This is a genomic window from Amycolatopsis sp. WAC 01376, from assembly GCF_003947415.1.
In the GTDB taxonomy this organism is placed as follows: Bacteria; Actinomycetota; Actinomycetes; order Mycobacteriales; family Pseudonocardiaceae; genus Amycolatopsis.
Genome location: NZ_QHKL01000001.1, coordinates 394,725 through 416,703, shown reverse-complemented (window position 1 = coordinate 416,703; position 21,979 = coordinate 394,725). Strand labels below are relative to the sequence as shown.

The 21,979-nt window shown below is 68.9% G+C and carries 22 protein-coding genes; 12 read left to right on the top strand and 10 right to left on the bottom strand.

What is annotated here, in order from left to right:
- Positions 1–47 precede the first annotated feature (47 nt).
- The 3 genes from DMH03_RS02140 to DMH03_RS02135 all read left to right on the top strand — a co-directional run bounded on the left by DMH03_RS02140 (position 48) and on the right by DMH03_RS02135 (position 2,609).
- A complete protein-coding gene (locus tag DMH03_RS02140; protein ID WP_255431234.1) occupies positions 48–1,709 on the top strand; it encodes a thiamine pyrophosphate-binding protein in 1,662 nt (553 codons plus the stop codon).
- A 269-nt stretch (positions 1,710–1,978) separates the two neighbouring features.
- A complete protein-coding gene (locus tag DMH03_RS42240; protein WP_199748644.1) occupies positions 1,979–2,149 on the top strand; it encodes a hypothetical protein in 171 nt (56 codons plus the stop codon).
- Positions 2,150–2,405: 256 nt separating this feature from the next.
- A complete protein-coding gene (locus DMH03_RS02135; protein ID WP_125790319.1) occupies positions 2,406–2,609 on the top strand; it encodes a cold-shock protein in 204 nt (67 codons plus the stop codon).
- A gap of 544 nt (positions 2,610–3,153) precedes the next feature.
- On the opposite strand, the gene DMH03_RS02130 is transcribed toward DMH03_RS02135, so the two are convergent.
- Together DMH03_RS02130 and DMH03_RS02125 are read right to left on the bottom strand one after the other, a co-directional pair.
- Positions 3,154–3,816, bottom strand: a complete 663-nt coding sequence (locus DMH03_RS02130) for a response regulator transcription factor (RefSeq protein ID WP_125790318.1) — start codon at positions 3,814–3,816, stop codon at positions 3,154–3,156.
- The gene (locus DMH03_RS02125) at positions 3,813–5,072 is read right to left on the bottom strand and encodes a sensor histidine kinase (RefSeq protein WP_125790317.1); all 1,260 of its coding nucleotides are present in this window, start codon (positions 5,070–5,072) and stop codon (positions 3,813–3,815) included. Before DMH03_RS02125 ends, DMH03_RS02130 begins: the two co-directional genes overlap by 4 nt.
- A gap of 132 nt (positions 5,073–5,204) precedes the next feature.
- Here DMH03_RS02125 and DMH03_RS02120 point away from each other — a divergent pair, with 132 nt between their 5' ends.
- From DMH03_RS02120 to DMH03_RS02090, 8 genes are all read left to right on the top strand, one after another.
- Positions 5,205–5,888, top strand: a complete 684-nt coding sequence (locus tag DMH03_RS02120) for a DUF998 domain-containing protein (RefSeq protein ID WP_158633058.1) — start codon at positions 5,205–5,207, stop codon at positions 5,886–5,888.
- On the top strand, positions 5,839–6,711 hold the full coding sequence (locus DMH03_RS02115; RefSeq protein ID WP_125790315.1) for an NAD(+)/NADH kinase: 873 nt from the start codon (positions 5,839–5,841) through the stop codon (positions 6,709–6,711). The genes DMH03_RS02120 and DMH03_RS02115 overlap by 50 nt, the downstream gene beginning before the upstream one ends.
- A 71-nt stretch (positions 6,712–6,782) precedes the next feature.
- A complete protein-coding gene (locus DMH03_RS02110) occupies positions 6,783–8,042 on the top strand; it encodes a GAF domain-containing protein (RefSeq protein WP_125790314.1) in 1,260 nt (419 codons plus the stop codon).
- Between the two features lie 67 nt (positions 8,043–8,109).
- Entirely contained in the window at positions 8,110–8,232 is a 123-nt protein-coding gene (locus tag DMH03_RS42835; RefSeq protein ID WP_255431224.1) for a hypothetical protein, read from the top strand.
- 8 nt (positions 8,233–8,240) lie between these two features.
- Entirely contained in the window at positions 8,241–9,368 is a 1,128-nt protein-coding gene (locus tag DMH03_RS02105; protein WP_125790313.1) for a sensor histidine kinase, read from the top strand.
- Positions 9,365–10,003, top strand: a complete 639-nt coding sequence (locus DMH03_RS02100) for a response regulator transcription factor (protein ID WP_125790312.1) — start codon at positions 9,365–9,367, stop codon at positions 10,001–10,003. The genes DMH03_RS02105 and DMH03_RS02100 overlap by 4 nt, the downstream gene beginning before the upstream one ends.
- Before the next feature lie 95 nt (positions 10,004–10,098).
- Positions 10,099–11,493, top strand: coding sequence for a hypothetical protein (locus tag DMH03_RS42235; protein ID WP_125790311.1), 1,395 nt, complete (start codon positions 10,099–10,101; stop codon positions 11,491–11,493).
- Complete coding sequence (locus tag DMH03_RS02090) at positions 11,493–12,458, top strand: glutamate ABC transporter substrate-binding protein (protein ID WP_125791494.1); 966 nt, start codon at positions 11,493–11,495, stop codon at positions 12,456–12,458. Before DMH03_RS42235 ends, DMH03_RS02090 begins: the two co-directional genes overlap by 1 nt.
- A 43-nt stretch (positions 12,459–12,501) precedes the next feature.
- Here the strand turns inward: DMH03_RS02090 and DMH03_RS02085 are convergent, their stop codons facing one another.
- The 6 genes from DMH03_RS02085 to DMH03_RS02060 all read right to left on the bottom strand — a co-directional run bounded on the left by DMH03_RS02085 (position 12,502) and on the right by DMH03_RS02060 (position 16,910).
- A complete protein-coding gene (locus DMH03_RS02085) occupies positions 12,502–13,989 on the bottom strand; it encodes a PPE domain-containing protein (protein WP_125790310.1) in 1,488 nt (495 codons plus the stop codon).
- 19 nt (positions 13,990–14,008) lie between these two features.
- Complete coding sequence (locus DMH03_RS02080; protein WP_125790309.1) at positions 14,009–14,548, bottom strand: hypothetical protein; 540 nt, start codon at positions 14,546–14,548, stop codon at positions 14,009–14,011.
- The gene (locus DMH03_RS02075) at positions 14,548–15,081 is read right to left on the bottom strand and encodes a DUF3558 family protein (RefSeq protein ID WP_233611348.1); all 534 of its coding nucleotides are present in this window, start codon (positions 15,079–15,081) and stop codon (positions 14,548–14,550) included. Before DMH03_RS02075 ends, DMH03_RS02080 begins: the two co-directional genes overlap by 1 nt.
- Positions 15,082–15,083: 2 nt before the next feature.
- The gene (locus DMH03_RS02070; protein WP_158633057.1) at positions 15,084–15,599 is read right to left on the bottom strand and encodes a DUF3558 family protein; all 516 of its coding nucleotides are present in this window, start codon (positions 15,597–15,599) and stop codon (positions 15,084–15,086) included.
- 47 nt (positions 15,600–15,646) lie between these two features.
- On the bottom strand, positions 15,647–16,063 hold the full coding sequence (locus DMH03_RS02065) for a hypothetical protein (protein ID WP_125790306.1): 417 nt from the start codon (positions 16,061–16,063) through the stop codon (positions 15,647–15,649).
- A 94-nt stretch (positions 16,064–16,157) separates the two neighbouring features.
- The gene (locus tag DMH03_RS02060; RefSeq protein WP_233611231.1) at positions 16,158–16,910 is read right to left on the bottom strand and encodes an ESX secretion-associated protein EspG; all 753 of its coding nucleotides are present in this window, start codon (positions 16,908–16,910) and stop codon (positions 16,158–16,160) included.
- A 135-nt stretch (positions 16,911–17,045) separates the two neighbouring features.
- Here DMH03_RS02060 and DMH03_RS02055 point away from each other — a divergent pair, with 135 nt between their 5' ends.
- A complete protein-coding gene (locus DMH03_RS02055) occupies positions 17,046–19,733 on the top strand; it encodes a tetratricopeptide repeat protein (RefSeq protein ID WP_125790305.1) in 2,688 nt (895 codons plus the stop codon).
- Positions 19,734–19,800: 67 nt separating this feature from the next.
- Here the strand turns inward: DMH03_RS02055 and DMH03_RS02050 are convergent, their stop codons facing one another.
- Complete coding sequence (locus DMH03_RS02050; RefSeq protein WP_125787390.1) at positions 19,801–20,385, bottom strand: PaaI family thioesterase; 585 nt, start codon at positions 20,383–20,385, stop codon at positions 19,801–19,803.
- A 9-nt stretch (positions 20,386–20,394) separates the two neighbouring features.
- On the bottom strand, positions 20,395–21,810 hold the full coding sequence (locus DMH03_RS02045) for an MFS transporter (protein ID WP_125790304.1): 1,416 nt from the start codon (positions 21,808–21,810) through the stop codon (positions 20,395–20,397).
- Positions 21,811–21,979: the final 169 nt, after the last annotated feature.

Genomic DNA, 21,979 nt, shown 5'->3' with positions numbered 1-21,979 from the left:
GGAAGATCGCTTGACGGCACCGATCACCGCCCGCCTAAGCTCTTCTCATTAGATACCAACCGGGAGCGTCCGTCGCCCAGACGGCCGTGAGGATCCTGACCGAGGCGCAGATCCACCGCGTGTACGCGGTGGTGGGTGAGTCCTTCCTGGATCTGCTCGACGCGCTGCAACGCGAGCGGTCGATCACCTTCGTTTCGGCGAGGCACGACTCCGGCGCGGCGTTCATGGCCGAGGCCGAAGGCAAGCTCACCGAGCATCCGGCGGTGCTGCTCGCCGGCCGCGGCCCGAGCGCGGCGAACCTCGCGATCGGCGTGTCCACGGCGTACCAGGACGAGAGCCCGATGGTCGTCCTCCTGGAGAACCCGCCGTCGGAACCCGGGCCGACGAGCGAGCTGCCCACCGCCGACCTGACCGCGATGCTCGAACCCCTCGCCAAGTGGACCGGCCGCGCGGAATCCCCGGACGAGGTCCCCGGCCTGCTGGTCGAGGCCCTGAACCGCTGCCGCGAAGGGCGGCCGGGCCCCACCATCGTCGCCGTCCCCGCCGACTTCTGGGGTGTCCCGTTCGATTCGGCCAAACCGGTCGCCTCCGTGCGCCCGCCGGCCACCGGCGCGCTCGGCCGGACCGCGGAGGCGGTCGCGCAGCTGGTCGACGAGGCCCGCGACCCGGTGGTGATCGTCGGCGGCCGGGCCCGTGCGGCCCGCGACGAGCTGATCGCCGTCGCCGACGAACTCGCGCTCCCGGTGTACAACGCGTTCCGCCGTCAGGACGCCTTCCCCGAGAACCACGCGCGCTACGCGGGCCATCTCGGCATCGGCATCCCCGCGCGGCAGCTCGACGCGCTGGAGCGCGCCGACCTCGTGCTCGCGCTGGGCACGCAGCTCGACGAGGTCACCACGCAGTCCTTCCGCTATCCGACGCCGTCGCAGACGTTGGTGCTGGTCGGCACCGGGATCGAGCCCGCCCGCCGCGGCGGCCTGACCTTCCGTGTCGACTCCGAGGTCGAGCCGTTCCTGCGGGAACTGCGCAACGTCGCCTCGCCACGGCAGCGGCGCGCGTCGGCCGCGAACGCCGCCGTGCACACCTTCATGACCCCGCCCGACACCAGCGGCGCCACCCGCATCCATCCCGCCGACGTCATCCGCGCGGTGCGCAAACTCGCGCCCGAAGACGCGATCGTGACCAGCGACGCGGGCAACTTCGCCCAGTTCATGCACCGCTACTGGTGTTTCACCGCCCCGCGCAGCCAGCTCGGGCCGAGCAACGCGGCCATGGGCTACGCCGTTCCCGCGGCGGTCGCGGCGAAGCTCGCCGAGCCGCGCCGGACGGTGATCGCGATGGTCGGCGACGGCGGCGCGCTGATGACCGGGCAGGAGATCGAGACCGCCGTCCGCTACCGGGTGCCGGTGACCGTCCTGGTGTTCCAGAACGGACTCCACGGCCCGCTCGCGGTGCATCAGGCACGCAAACACGGAAGGCTCACCGGGGTCACCGTCCCCGTCACCGACTTCGCCTCCTGGGCACGTGGCCTCGGCGCCGCCGGGTACACCGTGGACGACCCGGTGGAACTGGAGCCGATCATCGCGAGCGCGCTGGTCCGGCAACGGCCGTGCGTCATCGACATCAGGACGGATCCGGACGTGGTGGCCCCGGACATCCGGCTGACGAGCCTGCTGGGCGCCGCGAGGCCACCGCAGGGCGGCCAGTAGGCGCCGCCGCGCCGACGACCGGGCGGTACTTTTCTCAGGGGATACACAGAAACCCTTGTCGGACAGCCTTCACCTGCTCCAAAAGGTGGGAAAGCGGTGACGACTCGGCCGACTTTCGGTCGCGGAGACCGGATTTTGTCGGTCGGCCGTGGCACAATCGCCGCAACACCGAGAGAGTCCGATATGGACCGAAGCGATCACCGGTGGGGTTGTTGGCACGCAGTACTTAACGTCGTACTACGAGCGTTGTGTTGACACTGGGAGAAAACATGGCTGACGAGACGAAGCCACAGGACAAGTCCGTTTCCGGCGTGGTGCCGGTGCAGTTCAGTGCGGACGCGGAGACCCACGACATCGCCGTCGTGCCCACGAACCGGGAGGCGTTGCGCCGTTCACCGTTCGGCGCCGAGGCACCGCTGCGCGCGGCGAGTGGCGAATAGCCGCGAGGGCCGGGCGGTGAGGAGCGGGGCCGCGAGGGTAGAGTGCCGGTCGGCACACCCGGGTGATGAGCCTTGTCCGCCTGCATGGCGTGTGCTTTACTGATTCAGGTCTCGTTTTTTGTGTTCGTGTTGGTTCACGCTCGCAGAACTCAGCGGGCGTAGTGTCTCCTCGTGTTTCCGGGGAAGCAAACCGTCTGGTCATGACCCGGGCTGCCGACGTGGCTTCCTGTTTGTTTGTGTTGCATATGGAGATTTTATGACTCAGGGCACTGTGAAGTGGTTCAACTCCGAGAAGGGGTTCGGCTTCATCACTCCCGACAACGGCGACGGCGACGTCTTCGTGCACTACAGCGAGATCAAGGGCAACGGCTTCCGTAGCCTCGAGGAGAACGCCCGCGTGGAGTTCGAGATCGGGCAGGGCGCGAAGGGTCCGCAGGCCACCTCGGTCACCGTGATCTGATCCAGGTTTTCCAAGCAGGGCCGTCTTCCCTCGGGAAGGCGGCCCTGCTGCTTTTCCAGGGCGGCCCGATCGTGCGTGGCGATTCGGGTTAGAGCCAAGGGTGTCTTAGGTGCCGACGTGGTTGAGGCTGCGGTTGATGCCAGGCCCCGGTCCGTGAAGGCCTCCTTGAGGGACTCTGGGTCCCTCAAGGAGGCCTTCACGGACTCGGTCTTCGCCGCGTTCGCCCCACAGGCACCAGCAGTCACAACAGTGGCGCGTGAAGGACTCCAGTCAGGCGCTTGCGTGAGTGGTCGCGGTCGTGGTGATGTCGTGAAGGGCACCTTTGAGACGTTGAAGGTCTCAAAGGTGCCCTTCACGACATAGGAGTTCGACGCCGGGCCGTTGGAAGCGCTGAAGAGTAGGCACGGGGCCTTCATGTACTTCAACCTGGCATCACGCAAGAAGCGCCACAGGCCACGCAGTAGGTACCCAAGGGGAAGCTCGCCAGAACCCGAATCACGACATAGGACCCGCGGGCGCCTACGCTTTCCTGGCCCGGCGGCTCTCAGGTGGGGGAGACGAGTCCCGCCTCGTAGGCGAGCACGATCGCCTGTGCCCGGTCCCGTAACCCGAGTTTCGCGAGTATCCGGCCCACATAGGTCTTGATGGTCTGCGCCGAGAGCACCAGATCCGCGGCGATCTCCGGATTGGACCGCCCTTTCGCGATCAACCGCAGCACTTCCCGCTCGCGTTCGGTGAGTACGTCGAACCTCGCCGGGGACGGCCGCGGAACCGGTGCGCTCGCCACGAAGTTCGCGATGAGCCGCTTCGTGACGGCGGGGGAGAGCAGCGCGTCACCGGCGGCGACCACTTCGATGGCGTTGATCAGTTCGGCCGACGGCGCGTCCTTCAACAGGAACCCGCTCGCGCCCGCCCGCAGCGCCTCGTAGACGTAGTCGTCCAGGTGGAACGTCGTCAGGACGAGCACCTTCGGCTTCTCGCCGTCGCCGTCGAGCAGCCGCCTGGTCGCTTCGAGACCGTCCATCACGGGCATCCGGATGTCCATCAGGACGACGTCCGGTGGCGTGGCCAAGGCGGAGAGGCCCGCGAGCGCCGCGATTCCGTCGCCTGCTTGGCCCACCACGTCCAGACCCGGTTGCGCGTTCAGCAGGCCGGCGAAGCTCTCCCGCACCAAGGCCTGGTCGTCGACGATGAAAACGGTCGTCACGCTTCGCCCACCCCCGGGAGATCCAGCTTGACGGCCACGCGGAAACCGCCGTCGGCCCGCGGCCCGGCCTCGTGGGAACCGCCGATCAGGGTAACGCGTTCGGCGATCCCGGCGAGGCCGGTGCCGTCGTTCAAAGCAGGGCCGGCAGGCCGTGTTGGCGGCCCGTTTTCGACGAGGATCTTGAGCCCGTCGGGTTCTCGCCGCACCTCGACGTCCACTTTCGCCCCCGGGCTGTGCCGGGCCGCGTTGCTCAGCGCCTCCTGCAGGATCCGGTACGCGGCCAGTTCGACCAGGGCGGGAACGTCGTCCCCGCCGGCGATCTCCGCGCGGATCTCGATCCCGGACGCCCGGCAGCCGTCGATCAGCGACGGCACCTCCGCGAGCCCCGGCTGCGGTTCGTGCTCCGGCTCGGCCTCCGTGTCACGCAGCACGCCGACCAGCCGCCGGGCCTCGTCGAGCGCTTCCCTGGCCGCGACCCCGATGGCGCGGAACTCCTCCTGCGCGGCCTCGGACACGTCCGGGACGCGGTAGCGCGCGCTGTCGGTCCGCAGCGCGATCAGCGAGAGGTGATGGCCGATGATGTCGTGCAGCTCCCTGGCGATCAACGCGCGTTCCTGCAACGTCGCCCGTTTCGCGCGCTCCTCGACCGTCGTGCGCTCGGCCGCGTCGGCTTGCTCCAGCGCCCGGCGGCGTTGCTGCATCCCGTATCCGGCCACGATGGTCGCGGTCACCACGATCAACGACCACACCAGGGTCTTCGTGCCCGCGCGCGGTAGCTGCGCGATGCCGACCCCGACGGCCAGCGTCACGGCGATGATCGAGATCCCCCTGCCTTGCCCGGGTTTCGTGCGGGCGAGCGTCAGCGCGAGGACCGGGAGATACGGCAGGGCCTGGACCTGCAACGGCCACTCCGACGCTGTCCGGCCGAACAGCGCGTAGTCGGCGGGGAAGAGGACCGCGATGATCGCGCTGACCATCCCCGCCGCCGCCACCCGGACGGCGGTCAGCGGGAACTTGACGACCAGCAACGGCGGGACGATCTGCAGGATCAGCAGGAAGAAGATCAGCGGCACACTGCCGCCGCCGAGGTAACGCGCCCAAGTGCCGTAGGTCAGGCCCATCAGCACCGCGAGCGCGGATCCGGCGAGGACGGCCTTGATCCAGACCGGGACGCGCCACCAGGCCGACGGCGGTTCGAGATCGGCGTCGCGTCCGGTGAGGAGCGCCCAGCCCAGGGAGCCGCCGTACGTGTCCATGGCTCGACGCTAACGACGCCGCGGACCGGGCACATCCCCTCGTGGGGGACACCGGGAGTCCCCCGCGGGGTGACGCGGACTGCTCGCCCGGGCGGGATGTGCCGGACGGTGGCGCGCGGTCAGGCTCGGTTCATGAACGACATCAGAGGGCTGATCCGGCTGTCCGCGTTCGCGTGGCTGGCCGCGGGCCTGGTCATCGCTGTCTACGTGGAGATCGTCAACGCCGGCGCGGTCGATCCCCTCGCCACCACCTTCAGCGAGTACGTCCACGTCGGACAGGGTGCGCGGCTCGTCGGGGTCGCCATGCTGGCCACCGGCTTCGGCGCGCTGACCGTCGCGGGCGGCGTCCGGCTGTCCGGGGCGGTGTGGGCCGCCAGGCTCGTCGCCTTGTTCGGCGTCGGGCTGTGCGTGCTCGCGGTGTTCCCGCAGGAGCCGATGGACCAGCCGCTGACCTGGCATGGCGCCATCCACCGGTATGTCGCGCTCGCCGCTTTCGCCGCGTTGCCGCTGGCAGGACTGATCCTCGGCGCGGCCCGGCGGCTGTCCTACGCCACGTTGGCCGCTCTGGTGGTCTTCGTGGCGACGTTCCTGGTCGACGCCCGTGCGGTGAGCGGAGTGGCCGAACGGATCCTGCTGATCCTCGAACTCGCGCTGCTGGTCGCCTTCCTCCGCGGAGGTGGCTTTGTGATGCAACCTCGTGCAACTCTTTCTTTCGCGGCCTCGACGTCGTTTCCTTGTAGGGACTTGGCGCGGCAGCGGAGGACATGTGGGCGAAGCGGTTGCGGGGATCGTGGCGAACCCCGCTTCGGAGCGTGATATCCAGAGCCTGCGTTCGGCACTGAGAGTGGCCGGGGTCGGCCGCGTGATGGTGTGGACCGAGGCGGGGAAGATCATCGGCACCGTCCGCCGGATGGTGGACGCGGGTGCGAGCGTGGTCATCTGCCTGGGCAACGAGGGCATGATGCGGGCCGCCGCGGCCGCCTGTGGCGACGTGCCGCTGCTCATGTTGCCCGCCGGGAGCACCGACGAGACCGCCGTCGCCGGGCTCGCCGCCGGGCTGCTGGCCACCCATCAGGTGGACACGGACCTGGTCACGAACCGCGCGACCGTGCTCGAGGTGGTGACGAAGGCCCGCCGCGAGATCGCGCTGACCGACGTCAGCGTGTGCTCGGAGAGCCGGTGGGATCCCGCGTCGCTGACCGAGCTGTACTGCACGTTCGCCGTCCCGGACGGGGTCGGGTTGTCGAGTATCCCCGGGCGGCTGTGCCCCAGTCCCAAGTCCACTGTGGACGGTGTCGCGGTCTCGCTCGGGCCGGTCGACGAGACGCCGTACGTCGTGCAGGCGCCGATCGCGCCCGGCGAGGTCCGCGCGGTGGGCGTCCGGGGCTGGAGCGTGCTGTACGCCGGGGTCCGCGTCGACCTCGCCGTCGACGGCGGCTCCATCGCGCTCGACGGCCAACCGCATTTCGTGCTGAAGCCGGGAGAGAGCGCTTTCGTCGAGCTGAAGCCCGACGGCCCATGGTGCGTCGACGTCCGCGCCGTGATGGCCGAGGCCACCAGGACCGGCCTGCTCCTCGGCCGCAAGCCGACCGGGTCCTTTCCCGCGACCCACCTGGTGGACGCCCCCTTCGGCCGGTAAGCCGGCCCAGATCACAGAAGCCTTCCGCACGCCGGGGCCGCCGGGCACACTGGTCGAAACGGACCAAAGGAGTGGGCCAGGTGCGGCTGGAGGCGGCTTTGCCGGTCGGCGCGGATCCGCGCCGTCACGCGCGCGCCCTCGCCGAAGTGCACGAGGCCGCCCTCTCCGGTCGCGCGCTCCCGAGCCATCCGCGCGCGGTCATCGGCGCGTCCTGGCAGCGGATGCGCCGGCTCGGCCTGGACCCGGACCGCGGCGCGCCGGTTCCCGCGCTCGCCATGGAACAGCTGGAAGCCCGCCGTCGCGAGAGCGGTCTCGCCGCCGTCCTGCCCGCCCTGCGTGGCGGCCTGATCAGCCTCGCCGAACAGGCCGCGCACATCATGGTCGTCGTCGACGCGGACGGCCGCGTCCTCTGGCGTGACGGCAGCACCGCGGTCCGCCGCCGCGCCGACGGGCTCGGCCTGGTCGACGGCGTCGACTGGCGTGAGAACGCCGTCGGCACCAACGCCATGGGAACCGCGCTGGTGGTCCGGCATCCGGTGCAGGTCTACTCGGCCGAGCACTACGTCCGTAGCCAGCACGACTGGACCTGCGCCGCCGCGCCGCTGCACGATCCGAGGGACGGCAGGCTGCTCGGCGTCGTCGACCTCTCCGGCCCGGCCTCCACCGTGCATCCGACCACCCTCGCACTGGTCGACACGGTCGCGAAACTCGCCGAAGCGCAGCTGCGCACCACCCATCTCTCGGAGCTCGAACAGCTGCGCGGGCTGGCGTCACCCTTGCTCGCCAAGGTGAAGGGCAGGGCGGTGATCGCCGACCCGCACGGCTGGATCGCGGCGTCGGCTGGCCTCGTCCCGGTCGGCCGGATCGCGCTGCCGAACGACGCGACCGCGGGCCGGACCTGGCTCCCCACCTACGGGAACTGCCTGCTGGAGCCGCTGCCGGGCGGGTGGCTCGTCCGGCTCACCGAGGAGGAGGACGTGCCGCCGACGCGGGTCGTGCTCGATCTGAGGTCGGCGCGCGAGAGCACGCTGCGCGTCTCGGGCGAGGCAGGCACGTGGTCGCATCGGCTGAGCCCGCGGCACGCGGAGATGCTGTACGTCCTCGCGCGTCATCGCGAGGGGAGGTCGGCGTCGGAACTGTCGCGCGACCTGTTCGGCGACGCGGGCCGCACCGTCACCGTCCGCGCCGAGATGTCCAGGATGCGGCGGCATTTCGGCGGGATCCTGCTGGGCAGGCCGTACCGTTTCGCGGACGATGTCGAGGTGCTCGTCGAACGGCCCGCAGACGGCGAGGTCCTCCCGTATTCCGTCGCGCCCGCCGTCCGCGCCTGAACCTCCACCCCGGGGTCGACCCGGCGATGGTCCCGGTCCACCCCTCGGCGTGCCTAACGTCCGTGTCATGGGAAAGATGAACGCGAAAGGCCTGTTGGTGCTGGTCGTCGCAGGGGTCGTCGTCCTGCTGGGATTCCTGGCCTACCGGCTGATCCTGGTCGAGATGATCACGCGGCTGAGCGATCACTGAGGGGGGAGATGAGGAAGCGGGAGCGGCCGCTGCTGCCGGACACGATCGCGCCCAGCTGGCTGGTCGTCCAGCTGCTCGGCACGGCCGCGGTCGTGGTGGTGCTGCTGACCGCGAGCGAGTCCAGCGCGTGGATCTGGACGGCTTACGGCGTCTGCGCGGCGTGCTGGCTGGGTTTCGTCGCGGCCTCCCCGCGGTTCCCCCGGGTGGCGACCGTCCTGCTCGCGGTGGCGAGCGTCGCGCCGTCGATCGCGCTCGGCTGGGCGGAGGACTCCTCCGCCATCGTGCTGGCGGTGGTCACGGTCAGCCGGTTCGCCACCCTGACCGAGCCGTCGGTGGCCGCCATCGTGGGGGTGGTGGGGCTCGACGCGGGCCTCGCGGCGGTCACCGGCCTGGTCGCGGGCGCGTCCGGGCCGCTGGTGTTCGGCAACGTCGGCGTGCTGCTCGTGCTTATGCTGCTGGGGTTGAACCGGCGGCAGTACGAGGTGCAGGCGGCGCAGGCGGCCGCGCTGCTGGAGCAGACCAGGCTGGCGCAGACCGAACACGCGCGGGCCGCCGCGCTCGACGAGCGCACGCGGATCGCCAGGGAGATCCACGACGTCCTCGCGCATTCGCTGGGAGCGCTGGGAATCCACCTGGAGGTCGCCGAGGCGCTGCTGGCCGAGAAGTCCGATGTGGACGGTGCGCTCGGCAGGGTCCGGTTGTCGCGGCGGCTGGCCGCGGACGGGCTCGCCGAGGCGCGGGACGCGGTCGCCGCCTTGCGCAGCGACGTCCCGTCGCTGGCCGAAGCCTTGCGGCGGCTGGCGGACGCGCACCACGACGGCGTGTCGTTCGAGGTCGAGGGGGAGCAGCGGCCACTGCCGTCCGCCGAGGTGGTCTCGCTGGTGGGCGTCGCGCGGGAGGCGTTGACCAACGCGGCCAAGCACGCCGCCGGGCAGCCGGTGTCGCTCCGGCTGCACTTCACTCCGGCGGAGGTTCGCTTGCGGGTGTGGAACGAACTCGGCGAAACCGGCCGATCGGCGGACACCGGCGGATTCGGTCTCACCGGGATGAGGGAGCGGCTCGCACTCGCCGGTGGCACGCTGACCGCGGGCCCTGCCGACGGGCACTGGACGGTGGAGGCGGTGGTGCGGACGTGATCCGGGTGGTCGTGGTCGATGACCAGCAGGTCATGCGCGAAGGGCTCGTCGCCCTGCTCGGGCTGATCGACGGGGTCGAGGTCGCCGGCTCGGCGGGCGACGGACGGCAAGCGCTCGACCTGCTCGGCCACACCGCGGCCGACGTCGTGCTGATGGACCTGCGCATGCCCGTCCTGGACGGGGTGGCCGCCACCAGACTGCTCAAACGCGATCACCCGGACGTCGCCGTCGTCGTCCTCACGACGTACGCGGACGACGCCTCGATCGCGGACGCGCTGCGCGCCGGAGCCCGCGGTTACCTGACCAAGGACGCCGGACGCGCCGATATCGGGGCGGCCATCCGCTCCGCCGCCAACGGACAGGCGATCTTCGCCGCCGAAGTCTCCGACAGACTCGTCGCCGCGCTCGAAGCCAGAACGGTCACGCGGGCCAAGGTCGAACTCCCGGACGGGCTCACCGCCCGCGAAGCCGAAGTGCTCGGCCTCATCGCGCGCGGGTTGTCCAATCCGGAAATCGCCACCGAGCTGTACATCGGCGAGGCCACCGTGAAAAGCCACATCAACCACGCGTTCGCCAAGATCGGTGTGCGCAATCGTGCGCAGGCAGTGCGCTACGGACTGGAAAAGGGCCTCTGAGATCACGTGCAGATGACACACGCCGGTGTCACTGGCTGCGCTGATCCCGACTCGGATACCTTCTTTGCGGGTAGAACCAATGGGGAGGATCGGCGATGACGAGCACTGTGACCCGGCCGGGGCCGCCGGGGAGCCCCGCGCCGCCCCCTGCGCCGGAGGGCCGCAGCGGGATCGCCGGGCTGCTCGAACTGCCGGGGAACGGGATCCGCGCGGTCATTCGGTCCGCGGCGACCACGCCGGGCAGGCTGTCGGTGATCGCGATCGGCCTCGTGCTGCTGTCGCTGGTCGCGGGACTGTTCGGCACGCTGGCCGCGCAGGACAAGAAGGACACGATCAACGGCCTGATCGACCACCGCGAACCGCTGGCCGCCGCCGCGCAGCAGGTCTACCGCGCGCTTTCGGACGCCGACGCGACAGCGGCCAGTTCGTTCCTCTCGATCGGCACCGAGCCGCTCCCGATGCGCCAGCGGTACGAACGCGACATCGCGGAAGCCGGGGCGGCGCTGGCGAAGGCGGCATCGGACTCCTCCGGCGTCGACGAAGCCGCCGAGCAGATCAACACCCTCGGCCGCGAGATCCCTGTCTACACAGGACTGATCGAGACCGCGCGTGTCTACAACCGGCAGGGTTATCCCGTCGGTGCCTCGTATCTGCGGGAGGCATCCGAGCTGATGCGGGCGAAAATCCTTCCCGCCGCACAGGATCTGTACCGCATCGACACCGACCGGCTCGCCGCCGAACAAGACGACGCGACCGGATTCCCTTGGCTGGCAACGGCTTTGGTGCTCGCACTGCTCGCCGCCCTGATCGTCACGCAGGTGCATCTGACGCGGAAGACCAACCGGCTGCTGAACGTCGGCCTCGTCGTCGCGACCGCGTCGGTGGTCGTCGCCCTGCTGTGGGGCGCGGTGGCGCTGATCGTGCAGAGCAGCCTCGTCGGCAGTGGCGAGGAAGACGGCTCGCACCAGGTGGACGTCCTCGTGCGCGCCCGTATCGCGGCGCTGCAGGCACGAGCCGACGAGACGCTGACCCTCGTCGCCCGCGGCGACGGCGCGGCGTACGAAAAGGACTTCGGTGACCTCGCCGCGCAACTCGGCGGCACCGACGGGCAAGGCGGTCTGCTGGGCGAGGCACGCGGCCTCGCGGCGGGCGGCGCGGCCGCCGAGAAGGTGGACGCGGCGATCCAAGCGGCGTCGGCGTGGTTCAAGGCGCACGCCGAGGTGCGGCGCCAGGACGACGACGGCTTTTACCAGGACGCCGTCGGCACGGCCACCCGCGACGACAAGAAGGACGGCGCGGCCGGGGCGTTCCTGCGGCTCGACGAGAACCTGGTGGCCGCGATCAACGTGGGACGACAGGAATTCCTCGACGACACCCGCGGCGCCGAACGCGCGCTGACCCTGCTCCCGCCGGGGATCGCGGTGCTGGCGTTGCTCGCGGCGGCGGGATCCGCGTTGGGAATCCGTGAACGGCTGAGGGAGTACCGGTGATACGGAACGGTCTGCGAGGGGCCGTGCTCGGCGCGGTCCTCGTGCTGGTGACGGCTTGCGGCAGCGCGGGGGCGCCGGTCGACCCGGCGCCCGTCGGCGACGTCGCGCCGCCGTTGCCCGCGAACGTCGGCGGCGCCGACAACGCCGGCGGTGGCGGTACGACCGACACGAGCTGCAACCCGTTGGCCAGCCTGCGGCCGACCAACGGCACGTCGATCACCAGCGGCTCGACGATGGCGAAGATCAAGGAGAACGGCAAACTCGTCGCGGGCGTCGACCAGACGACGTTCCTGTTCGGTTTCCGGAATCCGACGTCTGGCCAGCTCGAAGGCTTCGACATCGACATGGTCAACGAGATCGCGAAGGCCATCTTCGGCAGCGCGGAAGGCCGCGTGCAGTTCCGGGCGATCCCGTCGAAACTGCGCGAAGAAGTGCTTGAGAAGAAGCAGGTCGACATCGTGGTGCGGACCTACAGCATCACCTGCAGCCGGCTGAAGAAGGTCAACTTCTCGACCGCGTATTACCAGGCGGGGCAACGGATCCTGGTCGAATCCGGCTCGAAGGTCACCCAGCTTTCGGACCTCGGCGGGCGGCGGGTGTGCGCGACCAAGACGTCGACCTCGCTGACGAAGATCGCGTCGGATCCCTCGAAGCCGGTGCCGGTCTCGGTGGACAACTGGTCCGACTGCCTGGTGATGCTGCAGCAGAAGCAGGTCGAGGCCGTGTCCACGGACGACGTCATCCTCGCCGGGATGCTCGCGCAGGACCCGACGCTGAAGATCGTGGGGAACCGGTTCACCGAGGAGAACTACGGTATCGGTGTCCCGAAGGAGAACGAGGACATGGTGCGGTACGTGAACGCCGTGCTGGAGAACGTGCGCGGCGGCGCGTGGCAGTCGATCTACGCGAAATGGATCGGGAACAAACTCGAAGGCGGGACGCCGCCCGCGGCGGTGTACAAGTGAGAACGGGCCGTTCGGGATTCGCTTCCGAACGGCCCGCTTCTGCTTACGGGGACTTGTCGCCGATCACCGGCGGCACCGGCTTCATCTCGCCTTCGTAACCGCCGAACAAGACGTCGGCGTCTTCCTCCTGCAGGTAGTTCGGGGCCTTCTTTTCCTTGTCCTCTTCCTTCTGCCCCCTGCCACCGGGAGCGCCCCCGCCCATGGCGCCCGGCCCGCCGCTCTTGCCCGCGGCGGCCGCACCTCCCCGCGTGACACGCTCCTCCGGCAGCTTGCCCGCCCCGGACCCGCCGCCCTTGCCCGCGAGCTTTTCGGCGTCACCGGCCGAAACCTTGCCGCCCGCGAGCCGCTCGGCGACATTGCCCGACCCGCCGTTGCGCCCGAACCCGCCGCCACCGCCGCCACCGGTCAACCGGCTCGCCGCACTGCCCCCGGGCCCACTCGGCGTCCGGCCGGGCTTCCCGCGATACTGCTCGCTGCCCAGCCGCCCGAGACCGGTCGGGCCAGGCCCGTTCATCGCGGCCAGCCCCGGCGTCGGCCCCGGCCGGAACGACCCCTGCGACCCACCGAACGGCTGATTCGGCCCGGAAACCCCGGTGTGCCCGCCGCCCGTGGTGATCCCCGGCCCCGGCGTCGGCCCGCTCGGCCCGCCACCCGGCCCCGGCATCCCAGGCCCAGGACCACTGTTGGGCCCCGGCCCACCGCTGCTGAAGCCCTTGGCCTCGGTACCCCCGGAAAACCCGGACGCCGCCGTCGAATCGCCCATCTCCGGCGGCGGAGCGAACGTGGGCTGCTTGGAATTGACGTCGAAGAGCGACTGGTCGTAGGTGTGCATCACCTGCGCGGCCTGCTGATGCGCCTGGAACGACTGCTCCTGCTTGGCCGAGATGTTGCTGACCGTGTCCACCGCACCCGCGTAATTCCCCGACGCGAGCTGACCGAGGGCGTTCTTGTACTCGGTGTTGCGGTCGAAAGGAACCTCTTCGGGCATGGAGTTCTTCGCGGTGGTGGCCGCGGCCGCCGACTGGGAGAACCGGTTGGACGCGAGATACGCGCCGTCACCCGCGGTGTCGGCCCACTTGCTGACGTTGGTGAAGAAGTCGGTGACCGACTTGGCACCGTCCCCCTGCCAATGCTCGCCCTCTTTGCCGATCGCGTCACGGACGGCGTTGCTGAAGGTGTTCAGCGAGTTGCCCTGGTTGTTCCAGAGCTGCCCCTTCTCATCGATGTCCCCCGGATCGAGGTCCTGCGTGACCATGTTCTTCAGCTCGCCGTGTGGGACGGCTTCATAGCGCTGTTCCGACGGATTGAGCCCGGCGCGGAACTGCTGGCCTTGCGCCAGCGCCGCAGCCTGATCGGCCGAGTACTGCCCCGCCTTCGCTTCAGCCGTCAGCCTCGCCGTCAGGGAGTTGCCGCCCGGACCCGCGTTGACCTCCTCGTACGTTTCGGAGTACCGCTTGGCCTCGTACGTCCGGCCGGTGTTGCCCATCGCCGAAAACTTGCTGTCGAAGTCGTCTTGCCCGACGTTGACCATGGTCCCTCTCGTTCCGTAGTCAGTTGCCTCTAGGCAGCTTCGGTTCAGCAGCCATCGCGATCTCGCGGGAGAGCGCGCAGGCTTCTTCGTTGGTTCCCTTGTTCAGACCGGTCGATGCCGTCATCCGGGCGTTCGGGGTGACGGCGATCGCCACCGTGCAGGCCTGTTTGCCAGCGTCTCCAGGGATTTCGACCGCGTCGCGTTCACCGACCTTCGTCGGGATTTTGGTTCCTTGACCGGCGGACAGTTGATCGATTCCTGCCTCCGAGACGAGATATAGCCGCGCGGACCCGTAACGTCTCTTGCGCGTCGCGCAGCCGTTGTCGCTCTCGGCTGTCTCGACGACGGGTGGCTCGAAGCCTTTGGGCGTCGTGGTCGCCCCAAGCAGGTCGCAAGCCTTCAGGTTCCCGAACACATCGCCTGACCGGTTGTCCGACTTCGCCGGGGCCGCGTTAGGTCCCGAGGCGACGGCACTGCCTGGAAGCTCAGGCGAGCAGCCACTCGCCGCGATCGCGAGTGCTGCGATCAGCGCGATCAGAGAGCGAGGGCGAACGGACATCAGCCCACCCTGGGGAGCTTGGGCTCAGCGGCGACGGCCAGTTCCCTGGCGAGAACACACGCTTCTTCGTTCGTGCCCTCGTTGAGGGACGTCGATGCGGTCATCCTGGCGTTGGGAGTGACGGCGATCGCCACCGTGCAGGCTTCAGTCCCGGAGTCGCCGGGAATTTCCACGGCCTCACGGCCGCCGACCTTCGTCGGAATCTTGGTTCCTTGTCCTGGAGACAGCTGGTCGATCCCGGCTTCGGGGACGAGGTAGATGCTCACGGAGGCGTAGCCGCGTCTTTGAGCCGCACATCCATTATCGCTCTCGGCTGTCTCGACGACTGGCGCATCGAAACCTTTGGGAGTCGTGGTCGGCTCGAGAAGGTCGCATGCTTTGAGGTCACCGAATACCTCGGCTGGCCGGCTGTCCGAGTTCGCCGGTGCCACGCTCGGTTCCGAGGCGATGGCGCTGCCTGGAAGCTCCGACGAGCAGCCACTCGCCGCAACCGCGAGTACCGCGATCAGCGAACCAAGGCGGACACGAGACATCATCAGCTTCCCTTGGGCAGCTTCGGTTCAGCGGCCGTCGCGATCTCGCGGGAGAGCGCGCAGGCTTCTTCGTTGGTTCCCTTGTTCAGACCGGTCGATGCCGTCATCCGGGCGTTCGGGGTGACGGCGATCGCCACCGTGCAGGCCTGTTTGCCAGCGTCTCCAGGGATTTCGACCGCGTCCCGTTCACCGACCTTCGTCGGGATTTTGGTTCCTTGGCCGGCAGACAGTTGGTCGATCCCGGCCTCGGGAACGAGGTAAAGGGTCACCGAGCCGTACCCGTACTTCCGTGTGCCGCAGCCGTTGTCGCTCTCGTAGGTTTCTTCGGCAGGTGGGTCGAAGCCCTTGGCTGTGCTCGTCGGCTCCAGCAGGTCGCAGGCTTTCAGCTTTCCGAAGACGTCCTCAGGTGCGGTGCTCGCCGATACCGACGTTCCACCGGGCTGCGTCTGCACAGGTGTGGCGTTGCCGGGGTTCTCTGTGGAGCAGGCGGAAAGTCCGACAGCGAGCAGGGCCGACAAAGAGACGACGAGCAGGCTCTGTGATTTCGTGATCATGTCGATCTTTGTCAGTCCTTTTGGAGAGATTTCAGCTGGTCGGCGTTGGCGGTGTCTCGCTGTAAATACTTGGACTTGGCAAGATTGATGGCTTCTTCGGCGCGGTTGAGGACATCGCGCAACGCGTCAAGCTGAGTCTTGGCTGACAACTCGTCGCCGTCAGCCACCAGGATCGCGTGCTGGCCGACTTGCTGCGCGAACGGGCCAGTACCCAACTTGGGCGTTTCCGTAAGACGTTGGAACCGGATCTGGTTGTATGCCCAGTCGGTGATGTAATCGTTGATGGCGGTCTTCAGCGCCTCCCCGGCCTCTTCGCTGACCTTGAAGTCCCCGTCCTTCGCGGCCTTCACCATCCGGTCGGCCTGCGCCGAGAAGTCGCCCAGGATGTCCGAGAAGTTGCCCGGCGGTCCGCCGGTGCCGTCAGTCATGGTCTCTCCCCTGTACCAAGTCCCGGTTACTCGTAGCGCTCGTCAGATCACGATATCAGCGGGAACGGCCTCGAAGCCCGCCTTCCGGCGAGGATCACGCGCTGCCGACGCGGGCGGCTTCGACCAGGTCGTGGACCCATCGTGCCAGGTGGGAGCCACTCGTCGGGGTGAACGTGCGGCGCACTTCGCCGTCGGGGAAGCGGTCGGTGGTGAGCATGAAGCGGCCCTGGACGCTGTCGAACCACTGGACGCTCTTCTGCTGCGGTTTGCCCCGGTCGTCGCGCAGGGTGAGGCTGATCGTGCCCAGTCGCGCGAGCGGGTGTTCGAAGAAGCGGCCGGCGGCGCCGAGGCGGAGGTTGTTCGGGTCCTCGTCGAACGGGTCGTCCGGTCGTTTGGACGGCGGGAGGGTGCTGGACGTCGTCACCCGTCCGGGGAACGGCTGGAGTGACGGCAGGTAACCGAGCAGGGTCGCGACGACCTGTTCGGGGTAGACCGGCTCGAAGAGGATGTCGAATCCGCGTTGCTGGCTCACGACGCCGAGACTGCTGTTCCAAGCGCCCCGGTAGAGGTATTCGGCGTCCTGCTCGACTTCGTGCGCCTCCATGGTGACGACGAAGTCCCCGGTGGCCCAGAGCCGGAGTGTCTGTTCGTGGTCGCGCAGGAGTTCGCGGTCGCGGGCGAAGCCTCGATCGGCCAGCTCGGCCCAGATTTCTTCGCAGTGCCGCTCGCGTTCCGTGAAGGTGGTTCCGACGGTCGGGATTTCGTAGGGCAGCACGAATCTGCCGAGCCCGAGTTCTTCGAGTATGACGTCGAGCTGGGCCATCGACATCGAAAATGACGCAGGCACCGGTCCCTCCCCCTCATCACCTGCTGAATCGGTTCTCTCTCGCACCGTAGCGGGTTCGACCCGGCGCGGGCACGACCTGCCTGCTCACGTCTAGGATCAGGTCTGACGCTGTCGCGGGGATTTCGGGAGGTACCAGTGTCGGAAGAGCCGCGCCGTCCTCGGCACGCAGCGCCGGACGACGCCACGCCGGATCGCGAGGCGGAGCCCGCCTCCTGGACGCCGCCGGCGCCGGTCCGCTGGGAAACGCCCGAACCGTCCATTTCCGGCAGGCTCGATCTCAACGAGCCTCCGCGGCCGAAGCAGCAGCCCGAGCCGGAGAAGGACGCCGAGCGCACGATCTATCACGCCCCGGTCCAGCGTCCGCAGACGCCGCCGCGCGGCCAGCAGCGGCCGATCCCCGGCGCGGAGGATCCGACGCGTCCGCCGGGTGACATGGCCCCGGTGAGCCCGCAGACCCAGGTCGTCCGCCCGGCGTGGCAGGCGCCCGCCGACGCGCCGCAGCCGACCAGCGTGCTCTCCTCGCCGACGCCGGAGACGCAGAGCATCATGCCGCCGACGCCGCGCGTCGACAACGGCCCGGGGCCGCTGCCGGATCCGGGTACGGAAAGCGTCCTCCCCGAACGGTCCAGCGAAAGCCGGGGGACCGGCACCGGCACCGGATCGGGCAGCCGGGGCACCGGAACCGGCACGGGAACGGGCACGGGCACGGGTTCGTTCCCCGGCACCGCGCGCCGGACGTCGTCCCGCACCTCGCGTCGCGGCCGTCTCGGCGCCGGGCTCGTCGACGTCCCGCAGGTGCCGTATCGCGACCCGGCGTCCGCGGTCCTCGAGAACCCGATGGTGTCGGAGGAGAAACGCTTCTGCGGCAACTGCAGTGCCAAGGTCGGCCGCGGCAAGGACGGTGAACCCGGTTCACCAGAGGGCAACTGCGAGAAGTGCGGGAACCCGTTCTCCTTCGTCCCGAAGCTGCGGCCGAACGAGATCGTCGGCGGCCAGTACGAGGTGCTCGGCGCGCTCGCGTACGGCGGGCTCGGCTGGATCTACCTCGCGCAGGACCACAACGTCAGCGACCGCTGGGTGGTGCTCAAGGGCCTGATCGACACCGGTGACGCCACCGCGATGGCGGCCGCCGCGAACGAGCAGCGGTTCCTCGCCGAGGTCGAGCATCCCAACATCGTCAAGATCCACAACTTCGTGCAGCATCCGGACGGCGACACCGGCAATTCGGTCGGGTACATCGTCATGGAGTACGTCGGCGGCCAGTCGCTGCGGCAGCTCGCGCTCGCGCACCACCGCGAGACGAAGCGCCCGGAGCCGTTGCCGATCGGCCAGGTGATCGCCTACGGGCTGGAGATCCTGCCCGCCATGGGTTACCTGCACAGCCAGAACCTGCTGTACTGCGACCTCAAGCCCGACAACGTCATCCAGACGCACGAGCAGCTCAAGCTGATCGACCTCGGCGCGGTCCGCCGTGTCGACGACTACGAGAGCCCACTGTTCTTCACCACCGGCTACAGCGCGCCCGAACTGGCGACCCACGGCGCTTCGGTGGCATCGGATCTGTACACGGTCGGCCGCACGCTCGCCGTCCTCAGCTTCGAGTTCTCGGGCTACACCAGCAAGTACAAGACGACCTTGCCCGGCCCGGACGTCGTCCCGTTGTTCGCGCTTTTCGTTTCGTACTACCGTTTCCTGAAGCGTGCCACGCATTCCGACCCGGACCGCCGGTTCATCGCGGCCGAGGAGATGGCCGACCAGCTGACCGGTGTGCTCCGCGAGATCATGGCGCTGGGCACCGGGAAACCGCGCCCCGGTGCTTCGACCGTCTTCGGCCCGGAGACCCGCACGTTCGGTGTCGACATGGTCGTTCCGGAGCACGGCGGGAGCGTGCCGCTGCCGGATCCGGGTGAGGTGGTCTCGGGCCTGCCGATCCCGCAGGTCGACACTGACGACCCGGCGGCAGGCGTGCTCGCGTCGACGGTCGCCCTCGATCCCAAGGGCGCCATCGAGTCGCTGGCCGGGGCACCGCGTGAGTCGATCGAGGTCCGGTTGCGCATCGTCCGGGCCCGCATCGAGCTCGGTGAACTGGTCGAGGCGCAGCGGCAGTTGCAGGCCGCGCAGTACCTCGCGATCAAGGCCGGTTTCCCGCACGACTGGCGGATCGACTGGTACCGCGGCCTGATCGAGCTCGCCGGCGGACGGTCCCGCGTCGCGCACGTCGCGTTCGAAGCGGTGTACGACGACCTTCCGGGCGAGATCGCGCCGAAGCTGGCCTTGGCCGTCAGCGCGGAAGGGGTCGGGGACTATTTCGGCGCCGCGCGCTACTACGAGCTGGTGTGGCGAACGGACCGGTCGTACGTCAGCGCCGCCTTCGGCCTCGCTCGCGTGTACCTCGCGCAGGGCGCCAGGGCCAGCGCGATCGAGGTGCTCGAAGCCGTCCCGGCGTCCTCGTCGCACTACGTCGCGGCGCAGGTGGCCGCGATCAAGATCAAGACCAGGATCAACGGCGGCGGCAAGGACCCGGTGATGGTGTCCGAGCGGGATCTCGTCGACGCCTCGACGCGCCTGGAGCGGTTGCAGCTCGACGCCGAACGCCGCACCCGTTTGTCGGCGGAGGTGCTCGAAGCGGCCCACGGCTGGCTCAACTCGCAGAACCAGCCGACGCCGGGCGCGAAGGTGCTGGGCTGCGCACTGGACGAACGAGACCTGCGGTTCGGGCTCGAGCGCTGCTACCGGACCCTCGCCCGCCTGGCCGGGACCGTCGACCAGCGAGTCGAACTCGTCGACAAGGCCAACGCGATCCGGCCCAGGACACTCACCTAGCCACGCGTTTAGTCCTCTGGATGCGGTAGTTCGCATGCCGAACCACCGTATCCAGAGGACTAAACGCTCAGGGGTTGATGTCCCACTCGCGGGCGCGCTGGGCCTTCTCGTGCGCGGCGGCGAGCTTTTGCAGCGCCTCGGGATCCCCGTGGGTGCTGAAGTGCTCGAACTCGACCCGGACGAACAACGCCCGCGCGCGCACCGCGACAGGGCCGTCTTCGGCGTCGAGCCGTCCGTCGGCGCTCACGTAGATCTTCCGGCCGGCGACGCCGTCCAGTTTCGTGGCGATGTACAGGGTCGAACCGACCGGGACCGGCCGGAGGAAGTCCGTCTCCAGTTTCCCGGTGACGGCGGGGCGGCGCAGCAGATTGCCGACGGTCGCGCCGAGCGCCTCGTCGAAGGCGCAGGCCAGCAGGCCGCCATGGGCGAGGCCGGGCGCACCCTGGTGGGCGGAGGTGACGGTGAACTTCGAGTACACCGTCGTCCCTTCGCCCACCGTCGAATGCAGGTGGAGCCCGGCCTCGATCTCGTCGCCGCACCCGAAGCATTCACCGTAGTGAATGCCGAGGTGGCTGCCCTGTTTCGGGGCTTCCGGGTGGACGGTCGCCGGTTCGACTTCGACCGGCGGCCACGGCTGCGAGATACGGCTCATGGACAGACGTTAACTCGCGGGTAGCTCGGAGGGATCGCCGGGAGTGACCGTTTCCGGCTTCCGGCGCCGCGCGATCCGCGAGTTCACGATGCCGCGCAGCGAGACCCCGGCCGTTTCCGGCAGCAGCAGGATCGGGATGGCCGCGATCGCCGCCGCGCCCATCAAGTAGTACGCCGGCCACAGGTTGTCGCCCGTATTGGTCACCAGGCTGCCGATGATGTACGACGCCGTGCCACCGAACGCCGCGGTGGAAACGCTGTAGCCGATGGAGAAACCGCTGTAGCGCTCCTGTGTCGGGAACATCGCCGGCAGCGTCGCCGCGAGCACGGCGAGGATCAGCACCAGCGGCACCGCGATCATCACCAGGCCGAGCATGAGCTGCCAGGCGTTCTGGTCGTCCGCGGCCGCGCCCATCAAGGAGAACGCCGGGATCGGCAACACCAGGAAGCTCGCGCAACACGTGATCAGGATCGGTTTTCGCCCGATGCGGTCGGACAGCATGCCGACCGGCACGATCAGGACCAGCATCAACCCGATGGTCGCCAGGATGATCAGCAACGGCGTGTGCCCGCTGAACCCGACCACGTCCTTGAGGTAGGTCTCCAGATACGTGATCACGATGTAGTCGGCGACGTTCAGCATCACCACGATGCCGATCAGGTGCAGGATCGACGTCCAGTGCTTCTTGAGCAGGGCCTTCAGCGGCGACTTCTCGACCTGGTTCTTCTTCTCGATCTCCTGGAACAGCGGAGTGTCCTCCAGCTTGTTCCGCAGGTAGAGACCGACGATGCCGAGCGGGCCGGCAATCAGGAACGGCAGGCGCCAGCCCCATTCGCGCATGGCCTCGTCGCCGAGGACGACGGTGAAGATCGTGACGAACCCGGCGCCCATCGCGAAGCCGACGAGCGTGCCGAATTCGAGCCAGCTGCCCCAGAAACCCCGGCGCCGGGCGGGCGCGTACTCCGCGATGAACGTCGCCGCGCCGCCGTACTCACCGCCCGCCGAGAAGCCTTGGATGGTGCGCAACAGGATCAGCAGTACCGCCGCGGCCGGGCCGATCGTCGCGTAGGACGGCAACAGGCCGATGATGAACGTCGACCCGGACATCAGGATGATCGTCAGCGCGAGGACCTTCTGGCGCCCGATCTTGTCCCCCAGCGGACCGAACACGAAGCTGCCGAACGGCCGCACGACGAAGGTGATCGCGAGGACCGCGAAGGTCGCCAGCGCGCCTTCGGAAGTGCTCGAAGCATTGAAGAAGACCTGCCCCAGGATGGCGGGCATGAAGCCGAATACACCGAAGTCGTACCACTCGATGCAGTTACCCATCGCCGCTCCGGCGACGGCCTTTCTGATCTGTTCAGGTGGGGCCTCCGCCGGTTCCCCTTTTTCCTGATGTGACGCGCTCAGCGCCTCTTCGGCCATGGGTTTGACCTCCCGACCCACCCGTTTACTTACCCATCGTCGAGGGTTTGTTCCCTCGACCGTAGGTGTTCAAACGTGCTGATTCAGCGCTTTGGATCGGTCGTGCGAGGGTCGTTCCCCCAGAACGGTGACGAACCACCAGGTGAAGCCGATGTCGGAGAATTTCCGA